The 15279-nt window shown below is 40.4% G+C and carries 16 protein-coding genes and 5 tRNA genes; 1 reads left to right on the top strand and 20 read right to left on the bottom strand.

What is annotated here, in order from left to right; genetic code table 11:
• Positions 1-5: 5 nt before the first annotated feature.
• The 16 genes from rpoB to rpsU all read right to left on the bottom strand — a co-directional run bounded on the left by rpoB (position 6) and on the right by rpsU (position 10886).
• Positions 6-3809 carry a DNA-directed RNA polymerase subunit beta gene (gene rpoB, locus BLS59_RS04770; protein WP_091145369.1) on the bottom strand — a complete coding sequence of 1268 codons (3804 nt, stop codon included), beginning with the start codon at positions 3807-3809 and terminating at the stop codon, positions 6-8.
• 228 nt (positions 3810-4037) lie between these two features.
• Complete coding sequence (rplL, locus tag BLS59_RS04765; protein ID WP_091145366.1) at positions 4038-4421, bottom strand: 50S ribosomal protein L7/L12; 384 nt, start codon at positions 4419-4421, stop codon at positions 4038-4040.
• A gap of 63 nt (positions 4422-4484) precedes the next feature.
• Positions 4485-5003: a 50S ribosomal protein L10 gene (rplJ, locus tag BLS59_RS04760; RefSeq protein WP_091145363.1), complete on the bottom strand. Its 519-nt coding sequence runs from the start codon at positions 5001-5003 to the stop codon at positions 4485-4487.
• Between the two features lie 2 nt (positions 5004-5005).
• The gene (gene rplA, locus BLS59_RS04755) at positions 5006-5704 is read right to left on the bottom strand and encodes a 50S ribosomal protein L1 (RefSeq protein ID WP_091145359.1); all 699 of its coding nucleotides are present in this window, start codon (positions 5702-5704) and stop codon (positions 5006-5008) included.
• Positions 5705-5732: 28 nt separating this feature from the next.
• Positions 5733-6173, bottom strand: a complete 441-nt coding sequence (gene rplK, locus BLS59_RS04750; RefSeq protein WP_091145357.1) for a 50S ribosomal protein L11 — start codon at positions 6171-6173, stop codon at positions 5733-5735.
• Between the two features lie 189 nt (positions 6174-6362).
• Positions 6363-6905, bottom strand: coding sequence for a transcription termination/antitermination protein NusG (nusG, locus tag BLS59_RS04745; RefSeq protein ID WP_091145353.1), 543 nt, complete (start codon positions 6903-6905; stop codon positions 6363-6365).
• Between the two features lie 15 nt (positions 6906-6920).
• Positions 6921-7115, bottom strand: a complete 195-nt coding sequence (gene secE, locus BLS59_RS04740) for a preprotein translocase subunit SecE (protein WP_091147311.1) — start codon at positions 7113-7115, stop codon at positions 6921-6923.
• A gap of 18 nt (positions 7116-7133) precedes the next feature.
• Positions 7134-7204: transfer RNA gene (locus BLS59_RS04735), tRNA-Trp, on the bottom strand.
• Positions 7205-7278: 74 nt separating this feature from the next.
• Positions 7279-8466: an elongation factor Tu gene (gene tuf / locus BLS59_RS04730; RefSeq protein ID WP_091145350.1), complete on the bottom strand. Its 1188-nt coding sequence runs from the start codon at positions 8464-8466 to the stop codon at positions 7279-7281.
• A gap of 70 nt (positions 8467-8536) precedes the next feature.
• Positions 8537-8608: transfer RNA gene (locus BLS59_RS04725), tRNA-Thr, on the bottom strand.
• Between the two features lie 114 nt (positions 8609-8722).
• A tRNA-Gly gene (locus BLS59_RS04720) sits at positions 8723-8795 on the bottom strand.
• Between the two features lie 82 nt (positions 8796-8877).
• Positions 8878-8958, bottom strand: a tRNA-Tyr gene (locus BLS59_RS04715).
• Between the two features lie 65 nt (positions 8959-9023).
• Positions 9024-9096 (bottom strand) — tRNA-Thr (locus tag BLS59_RS04710).
• A 238-nt stretch (positions 9097-9334) separates the two neighbouring features.
• Positions 9335-9682, bottom strand: coding sequence for a ribosome hibernation-promoting factor, HPF/YfiA family (hpf, locus tag BLS59_RS04705; protein ID WP_091145347.1), 348 nt, complete (start codon positions 9680-9682; stop codon positions 9335-9337).
• A 13-nt stretch (positions 9683-9695) separates the two neighbouring features.
• Positions 9696-10607 carry a tyrosine-type recombinase/integrase gene (locus BLS59_RS04700; protein ID WP_091145344.1) on the bottom strand — a complete coding sequence of 304 codons (912 nt, stop codon included), beginning with the start codon at positions 10605-10607 and terminating at the stop codon, positions 9696-9698.
• Between the two features lie 84 nt (positions 10608-10691).
• A complete protein-coding gene (gene rpsU / locus BLS59_RS04695) occupies positions 10692-10886 on the bottom strand; it encodes a 30S ribosomal protein S21 (protein WP_091145339.1) in 195 nt (64 codons plus the stop codon).
• Positions 10887-11049: 163 nt separating this feature from the next.
• Here rpsU and BLS59_RS04690 point away from each other — a divergent pair, with 163 nt between their 5' ends.
• Positions 11050-11343 (top strand): hypothetical protein, encoded by a 294-nt coding sequence (locus tag BLS59_RS04690; RefSeq protein WP_091145336.1) that lies wholly within the window; start codon positions 11050-11052, stop codon positions 11341-11343.
• Positions 11344-11722: 379 nt separating this feature from the next.
• Here the strand turns inward: BLS59_RS04690 and BLS59_RS04685 are convergent, their stop codons facing one another.
• From BLS59_RS04685 to BLS59_RS04670, 4 genes are all read right to left on the bottom strand, one after another.
• Positions 11723-12835 (bottom strand): acyl-CoA dehydrogenase family protein, encoded by a 1113-nt coding sequence (locus BLS59_RS04685; RefSeq protein WP_449406539.1) that lies wholly within the window; start codon positions 12833-12835, stop codon positions 11723-11725.
• A gap of 278 nt (positions 12836-13113) precedes the next feature.
• On the bottom strand, positions 13114-13431 hold the full coding sequence (locus BLS59_RS04680; RefSeq protein WP_091145332.1) for a hypothetical protein: 318 nt from the start codon (positions 13429-13431) through the stop codon (positions 13114-13116).
• 405 nt (positions 13432-13836) lie between these two features.
• Entirely contained in the window at positions 13837-14364 is a 528-nt protein-coding gene (locus tag BLS59_RS04675; RefSeq protein ID WP_091145328.1) for an adenine phosphoribosyltransferase, read from the bottom strand.
• A complete protein-coding gene (locus BLS59_RS04670) occupies positions 14361-15218 on the bottom strand; it encodes a ComEA family DNA-binding protein (protein ID WP_091145325.1) in 858 nt (285 codons plus the stop codon). The genes BLS59_RS04675 and BLS59_RS04670 overlap by 4 nt, the downstream gene beginning before the upstream one ends.
• Positions 15219-15279 lie beyond the last annotated feature (61 nt).

The raw sequence follows: 15279 nt of genomic DNA, 5'->3' as shown, positions 1-15279 counted from the left end.
TACCCTTATTCTAACGTGATATCTAAACCTAAACCTCTTAACTCATGAACCAATACGTTGAATGATTCAGGAACTGATGGTGTTGGTAGGTTTTCACCTTTAACAATAGCCTCGTATGTTTTGGCACGACCGATAACATCATCCGATTTAACGGTTAATATTTCCTGCAGTATGTTTGATGCACCGAATGCTTCGAGTGCCCAAACCTCCATCTCACCAAAACGCTGACCACCAAACTGGGCTTTACCACCCAATGGCTGTTGTGTAATTAATGAGTATGGCCCAATTGAACGTGCGTGCATCTTATCATCAACCATGTGACCAAGTTTCAGCATGTATATGATACCTACTGTAGTCTGCTGATCAAAACGATCGCCCGTTAAGCCATTGTATAAATAGGTACGGCCCGATTCTGGTAAGTTTGCTTTTTTAACCCACTCCTCTACTTCGGTATGGCTTGCACCATCAAAAATAGGCGTAGCGAATTTAATACCAAGCTCTTTACCGGCCCAACCTAATACGGTTTCATAAATCTGTCCTAAGTTCATACGTGAAGGTACACCCAGCGGGTTCAACACAATATCAACCGGTGTTCCGTCTTCAAGGAATGGCATATCCTCGTCACGTACAATACGTGCAACAATACCCTTATTACCGTGACGACCGGCCATTTTATCACCTACTTTAAGCTTACGCTTTTTAGCGATGTAAACCTTAGCCATTTGAACAATACCTGATGGCAGCTCATCACCCACACTGATAGCAAATTTATCGCGACGGTAAGCACCCAGTTCTTCATTAACCTTGATGTTGTAGTTATGAAGAAGGATTTTTATCTGGTCGTTTTTATCATCATCAGTTGTCCATTTAGTTGGGTTAATGTTTTCGTAACTAAGCTCAACTAAAATTTTCTGGGTGAATTTTACACCTTTAGGTACATGAAGCTCTTTGTAAACGTTGTAAACACCTTGTGATGTTTTACCGTTCACAATCTCAAATAACTTTTCAATTAAAGTGTTTTTAAGATCTTTTACAGCTTTATCATGTTTGTTATCCAATTTCTCCAACTGTGCTTTTTCTTCGGCTTTCGACGTTTTTTTAGCGCGGCTAAATAATTTGGTATCGATAACCACACCGGCAATTGAAGGAGGAGTTTTTAAAGACGCATCTTTAACATCACCTGCTTTATCACCAAATATGGCACGTAACAGTTTTTCTTCTGGTGAAGGGTCTGATTCTCCTTTTGGAGTGATCTTACCTATCAAAATATCACCTTCTTTAACCTCGGCGCCTACACGGATGATACCGTCTTCGTCAAGATCCTTAGTAGCTTCTTCAGATACGTTAGGGATATCCGGTGTCAATTCCTCTTCACCACGTTTGGTATCACGAACTTCTAATTCAAACTCTTCAACGTGAAGTGATGTGAATATATCCTGTGATACAACACGCTCAGATATTACAATCGCATCCTCAAAGTTGTAACCCTGCCAAGGCATGAATGCCACTTTAAGGTTACGGCCCAAGGCAAGTTCACCTGCTTGTGTAGCATAACCTTCGCAAAGCACTTCACCTTTTGATACCCTCTGGCCTTTTTTAACAATAGGCTTAAGGTTCATGGTAGTACTTTGGTTGGTTTTCTTGAACTTGGTTAAACGGTAGCTTCTTGAATCGCCATCAAAAGAGATTAAACGGTCAAGGTCATTACGGTCATATTTAATACGGATCTCGTTAGCATCAACATACTCAACTACACCATCGCCTTCGGCATTGATAAGTGTACGTGAATCTTTAGCCACACGACCTTCCAAACCGGTACCTACAATTGGCGCTTCCGGACGTAACAATGGTACGGCCTGGCGTTGCATGTTTGATCCCATCAATGCACGGTTAGCATCATCATGTTCCAGGAACGGAATTAATGAAGCCGCGATAGAAGTGATCTGGTTTGGAGCAATATCCATTAAATCAAGTTTCTCCGGATCAATGATCGGGAAGTCACCTTCAAAACGTGCTTTTACTTTTGGAAGTGCAAATACACCGTTATCATCATAATGTGCGTTAGCCTGGCCAATAGTTTTACCATCTTCATCTTCTGCAGACAGGTAAATAACCGGCTCATTAACCTGTACTTTACCTTCAACCACACGTTTGTACGGGGTTTCAATAAAGCCTAAGTTGTTGATCTTGGCATGTACACAAAGTGACGAGATCAAACCAATGTTCGGTCCTTCCGGAGTTTCGATGGTACACAACCTACCGTAGTGGGTATAGTGAACGTCACGAACCTCGAAACCTGCACGCTCACGCGACAGACCACCGGGCCCAAGGGCTGACAGACGACGCTTGTGCGTGATCTCTGCCAGTGGATTGGTTTGGTCCATAAACTGCGATAACTGGTTTGTTCCGAAGAACGAGTTGATCACAGATGATAATGTACGTGCGTTGATCAGGTCGGTTGGGGTAAACACCTCGTTGTCACGGATGTTCATACGCTCACGTATTGTACGTGCCATACGCGCCAAACCAACACCAAACTGAGCATATAATTGCTCGCCAACGGTACGAACACGACGGTTTGACAAGTGATCAATATCATCCACCTCAGCTTTTGAGTTGATTAATTTGATCAGGTACTTAACAATCGCAATGATGTCTTGCTTGGTTAATACTTTTGTTTCATCAGAAGTATTTAACTTAAGCTTACGGTTGATGCGGTAACGGCCCACATCGCCCAAATCGTATCTTTTATCTGAGAAGAATAAACGATCGATGATACCACGAGCAGTTTCCTCATCAGGTGGTTCGGCGTTACGCAATTGACGGTAGATGTGCTCAACCGCTTCTTTCTCAGAGTTTGAAGTATCTTTCTGTAAGGTATTATATATAATAGTATAATCACCGCTGGTTGAAGCATCTTCCTTATTAAGGATGATGGTTTTCACACCTGCATCAATGATCATATCAATATGGTCGTCTTCCAGTACGGTTTCACGCTCAAGGATGATCTCATTACGGTCGATAGATACTACTTCGCCTGTATCCTCATCCACAAAATCTTCCACCCATTTTTTAAGCACCCTTGCAGCAAGCTTACGGCCAATGAATTTCTTCAAGCCGCTTTTGCTAACTTTTACTTCGTCGGCAAGTTCAAATAATTCCAAAATGTCCTTATCTGAATCATAACCTATTGCACGAAGCAATGTGGTAACCGGGAATTTCTTTTTACGGTCGATGTAAGCATACATCACGTTATTAACGTCTGTAGCAAACTCAATCCATGAACCTTTGAAAGGTATAACACGGGCCGAGTATAATTTTGTACCGTTGGTGTGGCGGCTTTGACCAAAGAACACACCTGGTGAACGGTGCAATTGCGATACAATTACACGCTCGGCACCGTTAATAACAAAAGTACCTTTAGGAGTCATGTACGGGATAGTTCCCAAGTACACGTCCTGTACAATTGTTTCAAAATCTTCGTGCTCCTCATCATTACATGACAGGCGAAGCTTGGCTTTTAATGGTACACTGTAAGTTAATCCGCGTTCGATACACTCTTGAATATCATAACGTGGCGGATCAATAAAGTAATCCAGAAACTCTAAAACGAAGATGTTTCTTGAATCAGATATTGGAAAATTTTCGGCAAATACTTTAAACAACCCTTCTTTGTAGCGATTGTCTGAGGTGGTTTCCAATTGAAAAAATTCCTGGAAAGATTGCAACTGAACATCCAGGAAATCCGGGTAATCAAGTACCTTTCTACTGGTTGCAAAGTTTACTCTTTGATTAATTTTGTTTGCCAAGGTGTTTAATTTTTAGTTTATTAATAAACTTATTGTAGATGTGAGATTTGAGATGTGAGATTTGAGACTGGATTTATACTTAAGTTATGAGCAGTTATAGTAAACTGCAAAAATCTTAAATCTAATATCTCAATACTCATATCTGATACCGCACTCCAAACCTTTATAAACAGCAATAGACCCCGACCAAAAAGGTCGGAGTCTCATGCTATATTTTATTGGGTTAAATTATTTAACCTCAACTACTGCTCCAGCTTCTTCTAATTGAGCTTTCAAAGATTGAGCTTCTTCTTTAGTTACACCAGTTTTAACTTCTTTTGGTGCACCGTCAACAAGATCTTTAGCTTCTTTCAAGCCTAAGCCAGTTAAGTCTTTTACTAATTTAACAACTGCTAATTTAGCGCCACCTGCTTCTTTCAGGATAACGTCAAACGCTGTTTGCTCTGCAGCAGCAGCAGGGGCATCATCGCCACCAGCAGGAGCAGCAGCAACAGCAACAGCTGCAGCAGCAGGCTCAATACCATACTCGTCTTTTAAGATCTGAGCTAATTCGTTTACTTCCTTTACTGTTAAGTTTACCAACTGTTCAGCAAACGCTTTTAAATCCGCCATTTTATTTAAATTTTACTTTTAATGCTTTTTGTTTTTTAATATCGAACTTTAATAAGGTGTTCGTTAACCTCTTTCCTGTAATGTTTTTACAAGGCCTGCAATTGTATTTCCGCCTGATTGTAGTGCAGAAATAACGTTCTTGGCCGGTGATTGCAACAATCCAATGATTTCGCCTATCAGCTGCTCTTTTGATTTCAACTTGATCAATGTATCGATCTGGTTGTCGCCAATAAATATAGCCGAATCAATATAAGCTGCTTTTAAAACTGGTTTATCACCTTTTTTCCTTAATTGCTTGATCAACTTTGCCGGAGCGGTTGCTGATTTTGAAAAAAGGATTGATGATGAACCTTTTAATACATCAAATATTGGGGTGTAGTCACCACCAGCTGCTTCCATAGCTTTTTTAATTAAGCTATTTTTTGCCACTTTCATAGTGATATCACTTTGAAAGCACTGACGACGAATGTCGTTGATTTTTGCAACTGATAAATCAGAGGTATCAGTAATATAGAAATTACCGTACTCTTTCATTTGCTCAGTAAGGGCAAGAACAAGGTCGTATTTTTCTTCTTTATTCATGATTAGATCCCCGCTACTGATTTAGTTTCAACTGTTATTCCTGGAGACATGGTTGAAGAGATGTGAATGCTCTTGAAATATGTTCCTTTTGCTGCGGATGGTTTTAATTTTGAGATAGTTTGCAATACTTCTAATGCATTCTCATAAATTTTATCTGCAGGGAAAGATGCTTTTCCTATTGAGGTATGGATAATACCGGTTTTATCAACCTTGAAGTCGATTTTACCACCTTTAACCTCAGTTACAGCTTTTCCAACTTCTGGAGTTACTGTACCTGATTTAGGGTTTGGCATAAGGTTACGCGGACCTAATATACGGCCCAACCTACCTACTTTAGCCATAACACTTGGCATGGTAATGATAATATCAACGTCAGTCCATCCACCTTCAATCTTGGCAATATAATCATCCAAACCTACAAAATCTGCACCTGCATCTTTAGCTTCTTGTTCCTTATCAGGCGTACAAAGCACTAATACACGTACAGTTTTTCCGGTTCCATGAGGTAGTGTTGCAATACCACGCACCATTTGATTGGCTTTACGCGGGTCAACACCTAAACGAACGTCTATATCAACTGATGAATCAAATTTAGTTAAGGTTAATTCCTTTACCAAAGCTGATGCAGCTTCTAATGAATACGATTTGTTAGCCTCAATTTTGGAGAGTGCCGCTTTTTGATTTTTTGTTAATCTAGCCACTGTCTTAAACTGATTTTGTATAAATTAATTAATTCCAGGGAGCCGTACCTGATACGGTTATTCCCATACTACGGGCAGTACCTGCCACCATTTTCATGGCTGATTCTACAGTAAATGCATTCAGATCTACCATTTTATCTTTAGCAATAGTCTCAACCTGTTCCCAATTTACATTGGCAACTTTTTTACGGTTAGGCTCTGCTGAACCACTTTTTAAACCGGTTGCTTCCAATAACTGGATTGCAACAGGAGGGGTTTTGATGATAAACTCGAAAGATTTGTCAACATAAACAGTAATCAAAACAGGCAACACTTTACCAGGCTTATCCTGGGTGCGTGCGTTAAACTGCTTGCAAAATTCCATGATGTTCACACCTTTTGCACCCAATGCTGGGCCAATTGGAGGAGATGGATTTGCGGCACCGCCTTTAACCTGCAACTTTACCATTGCACCGATCTCTTTTGCCATTTTAATTTACTTTAATTATAACTCAATGTTAGTAAGTGGAAGCTAAGTAACATTTAAGGTTTTAGATTTGAGTATTGAGATGTGAGATATTAGACTCACAGTTTAAACACCTGCCTCTTTATATTATTAATTATTTAAGATTGATATAAGAAGAGAAAAGTCTCAAATCTCATATCTAACATCTCAAATCTATTCTTTCTCTACCTGCATGTAATTCAATTCAAGCGGCGTACGGCGGCCGAATATCTTTACCATTACTTTCAGTTTCTTTTTCTCTTCGTTAACCTCTTCAATTACGCCACTGAAACCGTTGAAAGGCCCGTCCATTACTTTAACGTTTTCGCCAATGTAATATGGTACGTTCATTGTTTCGCCCTGGGCACTCATTTCATCAACCTTACCTAAAATACGGTTAACTTCGGCCTGGCGAAGCGGGATAGCATTTCCGGCTTTATCACCTAAAAATCCTATTACGCTGTTTATGTTTTTTATAATGTGCTCGGTTTCGCCATCAAGTACGGCTTCCATTAACACATAGCCCGGGAAAAAGTTACGCTCTTTAGCTATCTTTTTACCATCGCGCATCTGGTAGTACTTTTCAGTTGGTATTAATACCTGTGGCACCAAATGGGTAATGCCCAAACGGCTAATTTCGGCATCAATGTACTGTTTTACTTTTTTTTCTTTGCCACTAATGGCCCTCACCACATACCACTTCAATTGATCACTCATCGGTTATCTCAAATATTATGTTAGTGAACTATAAAACTGTTTAAGCAAGTAAATGATGACCTGATCCATACCTAAAATAAACATAGCTATGATAATTGCAGCCACAAGCACCAATACGGCACTGCTTTGCAACTCGCGCCAGGTTGGCCATGTTACCTTTTCAGTTAACTCAATGTATGATTCTTTAATATATTCAGCTACGCCTGCCATTTTGTTATTTGCTTTATGCACGGGAACAAGGATTCGAACCCTGATCAAAGGTTTTGGAGACCTCTATTCTACCGTTGAACTATTCCCGTGTATATTTATAATAAGAAAACATAAGTTTACTTTTTACAGTAAACTTATGTTTCCAATTAACCTTTTTGAAGTCTTATTTCAAGATTTCAGTTACCTGGCCAGCACCTACTGTTCTGCCACCTTCACGGATAGCGAAACGTAAGCCTTTTTCCATTGCGATAGCGTTGATCAACTTTACAGTGATGGTAACGTTATCACCTGGCATAACCATTTCTACACCTTCAGCAAGTGAAATTTCACCTGTTACGTCTGTGGTACGGAAATAGAATTGCGGGCGGTATTTATTGAAGAATGGAGTGTGACGGCCACCTTCTGCTTTTGATAATACGTAAACTTCAGCTTTGAAGTCGGTGTGTGGAGTTACTGAACCTGGTTTGCAAATAACCATACCCCTGCGGATATCAGTTTTTTCAATACCACGTAACAATAAACCTACGTTGTCACCAGCTTCACCTCTGTCAAGGATCTTACGGAACATCTCAACACCAGTTACAGTTGATTTCAAGTTTTCAGCACCCATACCAAGGATGTCAACCTGCTCACCTGAGTTGATGATACCACGCTCAATACGACCGGTAGCAACAGTACCACGACCAGTGATTGAGAATACATCTTCAACCGGCATTAAGAAAGGAAGCTCAGTTAAACGTGGAGGAATTGGAATGTATGCATCTACAGCATCCATAAGCTCCATGATTTTACCAACCCAGGTAGGATCGCCGTTAAGACCACCTAATGCAGAACCCTGGATAACTGGGATATCATCACCTGGATATTCGTAGAATGATAATAATTCACGAATTTCCATTTCAACTAATTCTAATAATTCCGGATCATCAACCATGTCAACCTTGTTCATGAATACAACAAGTGCAGGTACACCTACCTGACGTGCCAACAGGATGTGTTCGCGGGTTTGTGGCATCGGACCGTCAGTAGCAGCAACCACAATGATTGCACCATCCATCTGAGCAGCACCTGTAACCATGTTTTTCACGTAATCCGCGTGACCTGGACAGTCAACGTGTGCGTAGTGACGGTTAGCTGTTGAGTACTCAACGTGAGCTGTGTTGATGGTAATACCACGTTCTTTTTCTTCAGGAGCTGAGTCAATTGAATCAAATGAACGGGCTTCTGATAAACCTGCATCAGCTAATACTTTAGTGATAGCTGCAGTAAGGGTTGTTTTGCCGTGGTCAACGTGACCGATTGTACCGATGTTTAAGTGCGGTTTACTGCGGTCAAACTTTTCTTTTGCCATGATTTATAATTATTTTGTAGGTTAATTTATACTTAAAAATGTTACTCTTTTATTCTTTGTTATTCTATTGAGCCAACAATGGGATTTGAACCCATGACCTCTTCCTTACCAAGGAAGTGCTCTACCACTGAGCTACGTCGGCTTGTTTTTTAGTTTGCAGTTGTTAGTTATTAGTTTGCAGTTGCTTGTTATCATTTACAGTTACCTGCTTAAATCAAACTGCTTACTGCCCACGGCTAACTACCTACTGTAACCGAGCGGAAGACGAGGTTCGAACTCGCGACCTATAGCTTGGAAGGCTATCGCTCTACCAACTGAGCTACTTCCGCTTGTTTTAAATTCCAAAAACTAAACTCTAAACTCTAAAACGATTTTTAGAATTTAGAATTTAGCTATATCTGGAATTTCCAGTGGGGGGAGAAGGATTCGAACCTTCGTAGCCGAAGCAGCGGATTTACAGTCCGCCCCATTTGACCGCTCTGGTATCCCCCCATTAGTTATTTCCGGATTTACAATGCTTACTTGGAAGCTAAACATCATATTTCCGAAAAAAACTGAGCCTCCTATCGGGATCGAACCAATGACCTACTGATTACAAGTCAGTCGCTCTACCAGCTGAGCTAAGGAGGCTTATATTTATTTACCTTATCAATAATCCGAAACCTTTATGGCTCCGTTTATCGAGCGGCAAAACTAATAAGCTTTTTTATATTTTAAAGAACATTCCCAACTTTTTTTTCAGTGCTTAGCACCTCTCTGAAAGGGATTGCAAATCTACAAAAATTTACACCCGTTCAAAATTTTTTATTAAAAAAAATCGACAGGCTATAAACCTGTCGATTTTAACTGAAAATCAGTCGTTTTTATATTAAAAACCCTCTTCTGCTTCTGTTAATATGGCCTTCTTGGCCGCAGCATCAGCAGCAGTTTTCTTTTGTTTATGCTTTTCAATCTGCTTGCGCAGGCTTTCAATCGCCAAATCTGTTGCCTCTTCAAAACTTTTGCATTTTTCTTTTGCAAAAATTTGGTTGCCGGGCAACAGTAATTTAAATTCTGCTATCTTATTTGCCTCATCTTCCACATTCTCAAGCTTTAAGTAAACCTCGCCACTAATAATATGATCATAAAACGTATCCAGCTTGTCAGCCTTTCTCTGAATAAAATCCAATAATTTGCTGTCTGCGGTAAAATGAATTGATTGCACTGTAATTTTCATGTTTCCTCCTTAATTACGCCTTTGGATGGGCTTGTTTGTAAATAGACTTTAATCGTTCAACTGAATTGTGTGTATAAATTTGGGTTGCGCTAAGGTTAGCATGGCCCAAAAGTTCTTTAATGGAGTTTAAGTCGGCTCCGTTGTTTAGTAAGCTTGTTGCAAATGTGTGCCTTAGTACGTGAGGGCTTCTTTTATTCTGGGTTGATATGTTGGAGAGGTATTTCTGCACTATCAGATAAATTAGTTTCGGGTATGCGTCGGCACCCTTATTTGTAACGATTAATGTTAATGAATTGTTATGAAAATTTTCACTTTTCTTTAATTCACTATACCTGCCCAGCAATATCCGCAGCTCGGTGTTGATAGGTATTATACGCTCTTTGTTGCGTTTGCCGAGCACTTTTAGCGTGCCTTCATAATCGTTAATGTCGCTGTCTTTCAGGCCTAAAAGCTCGGCAAGGCGCATGCCGGTACCAAACAGCATTTCAACAACTAATTTGTCGCGCAGGCCCGGAAAATCGTCCGAAAATATTTTATCGTCATCCAGCATTTTGGCCAGGCTTTCGCCCTCCACAACAACCGGCAAATGCTTCGGAATTTTTTGTGAGCGGATTTTCGACGTCGGATTTTGGGTAATTACGCCCTCCTGCAATAAAAACTTAAAGTATTTACGCAGCGTGGCCATTTTACGGTTTACAGAACGGGCCGTAAGTTTTTGATCAATAAGCTCAACCATCCAGTTGCGGATGTCGTGATAACTAATTTGATCGGGATGGGTAATAATGGGTTCCGGCGCAACGGTGGCGTTGCCGGGGTTGTTCAGGAAGCGCGTGAACTGATCCAAGTCTGATTCATAGGCAGATACCGTGTGTGGCGAGTACCGCTTTTCGAACTTGATGTATTGGATAAAACGCGCTAAAAACATAAAAACTATTTGAACATCCAGAGACCTGAATGTACAAATAGTTTTAATATAGTGTTAAGAAATGTGAAAATTCTTTTAAGGGAATTAAACAGCAGTTTCTAAGTTCATATTTTGCTTGTAGATGGCATGTTTGATAACATGACGACGGGTAATAGATTTTTTTTCGAAAGCCTGACGACTGCGAAGTTCTCTTAAAACACCTGTTTTTTCAAATTTCTTTTTGAAGCGTTTCAATGCTTTGTCTAATGATTCGCCGTCTTTTACGTTAATAATGATCATAATTTCCTAAATACCTCCTTTCAAGGGAGGGCAAAGTTAAGTATTTGGTTTTGAATATCAAAGCTGACTATTGATTATTTTCAATTACTCATTTCGTATGGATTGTGGTGTGATTATTCAGCGATTACCATATATTGTACTTTTAATTATTTATAACCGTCAAATGAACCTCAGCGATTATTCTTTTCATGATGCCGCTATTCTAAAAGTTACCGAATACACCGCAAATCAAACTATAGAGTTTCTGCTTGATTTTCCAGTAAATTGGGAAGAAAATTTATTTGAGCACCGGATACTACGATTCAAGGATGTAACAAGCTATAATCTAAAGGAAATTCCTTTTAGTGGCAACATAACTATACTTGATATAACTGGCTCAAAAAACAAAGCAGAGTTGATTACCAACGCAGGAAACAGGTTCATTGAATTTAGCACATGTGAATTGATTAAACCATAACGGCCGTTCAATAAGCTCGTTTTTAGTTTAACTAGCTGAGTCATCAAATTATATAACTACAAACTCATTTGACCAAATCATATTATTTCCTTTGGATCGCAACATAAGTTCCTCTGGATTAAACAAGATAATTTGATCTGGATTCAGATATTTACACAAGCGCGAACGTCATTTTGCCCAAAAAAACAACTACAGTTAAAACAAAGAATAGCTTAGTTCTTTTCATTGCTTAAATATAACAGTTAAAAATATCCTGTTATTATCAATTATGTTATTAAATGTTAAATGCCGGATAAAGAGCTATACTCCATCACCCGGCATCATTATAAACCTATTTAATCTTGCTACTTGATACTAACTACTTGATACTACTTTCAACCTACCCCCGCAGCACTTCCCTGCTGATGACAATTTTCTGTATCTCGCTGGTGCCTTCGCCTATGGTACATAGCTTGGCATCGCGGTAAAATTTCTCAACCGGGAAATCTTTGGTATAACCATACCCGCCGAAGATATGTACAGCTTCGTTGGCACAACGCACCGCAACCTCCGATGCAAAGTACTTAGCCATTGCCGATTGCTTGGTAACCGGCAGATGGCGATTTTTTAAGTCGGCAGCCTGCATGATCAATAGCTCGGCGGCTTCAATTTCGGTAGCCATATCGGCCAGTTTAAAGGCAATGCCCTGAAAGTTTGCTATCGGCTGTCCAAACTGTTTACGCTCTTTGGCGTAGGCAACGGCGGCTTCAAAAGCGCCTTTGGCTATCCCCAATGATAAGGCAGCAATAGAAATCCTGCCGCCATCCAGCACCTTCATGGCCTGTTTAAAGCCTTCGCCTTCTACCCCAAGCAAATTTTCTTTGGGTACGCGGCAATTATCAAATATCAGTTCGGTGGTTTCTGAGGCACGCATGCCCAGCTTATTTTCCTTTTTACCGTGGGTAAAACCCGGTGTGCCTTTTTCAATAACAAGTGCCGAGATGCCATGCGAATCGCCTTTGGCACCGGTACGCACCATAACCACCGCAACATTGCCAGATTTACCGTGCGTTATCCAGTTTTTTGAGCCGTTAACTATATAGTGGTCGCCATCAAGTACGGCGGTGGTATTCATCCCCAGCGCGTCCGATCCGGTGTTGGCTTCGGTTAGTCCCCATGCGCCAAGCCATTCGGCGGTGGCCAGTTTGGGCAGCCATTTAAGTTTCTGTTCTTCGTTGCCGAAAGCCAGGATATGACCGGTACATAAGGAGTTATGCGCCGCCACAGACAAACCTATCGATCCGCATACTTTAGCAATCTCCACAATTACGGTTACATATTCATGATAGCCAAAGCCCGAGCCGCCGTATTGTTCGGGCACAAAAACGCCCATCATACCCAGTTCGCCAAGCTGTTTAAATAATTCTACAGGGAAGTGCTGCGCCTCGTCCCATTCCATCACATGCGGCTTAATGTTGCGCTCGGCAAAATCTTTAGCCATTTGCCCAACCATCTGCTGGTTATCGTTCAACGAAAAATCCAAACCGCCCGCCGGAGCGCTATCTGTTAGTAAAGAATCCATAAATTTATATAACTGGTTATACAAATTAACGTTTTAATTATCAGTATAGTTTCACCCCAACAGCCCCTATTATATAGTACAGATTGGTATACGGTATGAATTATAGGTTTAGTTGAAATAGGGTTATTTTGATGGGTAATAAAGAGCTAAAAATATTTTTAGGAAATATTTTTAGATTGGGTTAAAGGCGTCGTTAATAAGAATAAAAATTAAAGTAGCTCTAAAATTTCAGCATTTGCTACAAGTTTAGGGCCCTCATTAATTAACCATTTTCGGCCTATATAAATATATTTCGTTATTGCCTCTCTATTTAAAAATCTTACTGTAACTATCTTTTCCTCACCGGGGTAAATAAGCTTCCAGTCAGTAAAGGTTATATCACCCATATACGCAATCAAAGTATCACTTTCATAATGTTCAAAAACGTGGTCGGGTCGATACCCGCTCACAATTCCGGTTTTACGGCAGCCACCGTTTTCGATCGTTAAAATATTTAATTTCGCTTTTACGATAATAAAATTGTTCATTTATATCAACTGCATTGTTTAAAACTGTTATCTATTTAACTTTTTAATTTTGACTTTTAACTTCACAATGGCGTTGCCTGCGGCCAGGCTTTCCACTCATACTGCACAAGCCTTAGCCACATTGGCCGGTATCCGTTTCAATCCTTAACGCGGGGTATAATTTACTATAAAAACTTGTCATTGCGAGCGATAGCGTGACAATCCCGTAGTGCAGGTAGTGAACGTTGCAGGTCGACTTTGATGACGAGATTGCTTCGTACCTCGCAATGACAAATCGTAAACGTAATTGCTTACGCCATGATGTATCGGTTATTTTAGAATTTAGAATTTGATCTTTAGAGTTTCTAAGCGTTGGGTCATTTTTAGAATTTAGAATTTGATCTTTAGCACTTCTCAGCCTCGCATTTAATACTCCGCTAACACCACCACCGTATTACTGATAGATTTTATCCTGTCTCGGCCGTTTAAAAAACCAAGCTCCACCACAAAAGAAAAGCCTGCTATTATGCCACCCATTTCCTGTATCAGTTCGCTGGCTGCGGTTACAGTGCCGCCGGTAGCCAGCAAGTCGTCATGAATAAGGATGTGCTGACCAGGCTCAAAGGCATCGGTATGGCATTCAATCACGGCTGTACCGTACTCCAGTTTATAAGCACGCTGCTTAATGGTGAACGGCAGCTTACCCGCCTTGCGGATAGGCACAAAGGGGATCCCAAGTTTGGTAGCTAAAGTCAGCCCAAATAAAAATCCACGGCTTTCGATACCGGCAATGACATCTATGCGGGTGCCTTTAAGCTGTTCAACAAAGGCATTAATAATATTATCGCAAAGGATAGGGTCTTTTAAAATGGGGGTAATATCCTTAAAAACTATTCCCGGCTTAGGAAAATCAGGAATATCACGAATGGCTGTCTTTATTTGCTGGGTTATCATTTGTAAACTAAATAAGGTGCAATTTTATGCAAAATTCCATCATCAAGTATGGCAATATTTTTAAGGTCGGCTACTGATTCATAATCGCCATGCTGGTTACGAAATTCTATAATGGCATTAATTTGCTTAAAGCTTAAATAAGGGAAACGCCGCAGCTGTTCAAAAGTGGCTGTGTTTACGTTTAACCTGGTCAGGCGCTTCGCGTTTACCGCTATGCCGTTCTTTATCTCGGCGTACTTGGCATTATCCACACCAAAAACTTCTTTTAATTGCTCTTTATTGTAAAAACCGCCGAGGCGTTCGCGATACTTTATAATGCGCATGGCAAAAGCAGGCCCTATCCCCCTGATCATGGTGAGCCGGGCCGAGTCGGCACTATTTATTTCAATGACTTCGCCCGGCGCGGCTTTTTTTGAATAACCTGCGTCTGCTGCAATGTTGATGTAGGGCTCCAGGCGTTTATAATCTGCATCGGTTATGGTGTAGATCTTTTTAACATCGGCTTTGGTGTAAAACCTGCCGCCTTTAGCTTCATAGTTCTTTATCACCTTTACCTGGCGTTCGCTCAGCCCAAGCTTTTCCCAATCGGCAGCTCGCAAATTATTCGGGTTAAAAGCGAATAGCGCCGCGTAAGCGGGCTTTTTGCTGTCTGCCGCATCATCGCCGGTTGTTTGGGCATTGGCAAGCAGGGCAGCCGCTTTATCAAAATCTTTAAAATTTATTGTATTATCTTTGTGGTTCGATTGATAAACGTAAGGCGCCGCTAAAACCAAAGCAATCAAAATAACAAACACCACCATTCCGTTCCATTCTTTTTTGGTTACAGACAGGTAGTTTTTTACAGGGGCCTTCATTCAATATTTATCAAATCGTTAAATTAAATAAAATTTCAGGATATTTATTTGTTAAATCAAA

This window comes from Mucilaginibacter pineti (assembly GCF_900101875.1).
Taxonomy (GTDB): domain Bacteria; phylum Bacteroidota; class Bacteroidia; order Sphingobacteriales; family Sphingobacteriaceae; genus Mucilaginibacter; species Mucilaginibacter pineti.
Note: the sequence above shows the minus strand (reverse complement) of the source record. Positions and strands in the feature narration are given on the sequence as shown.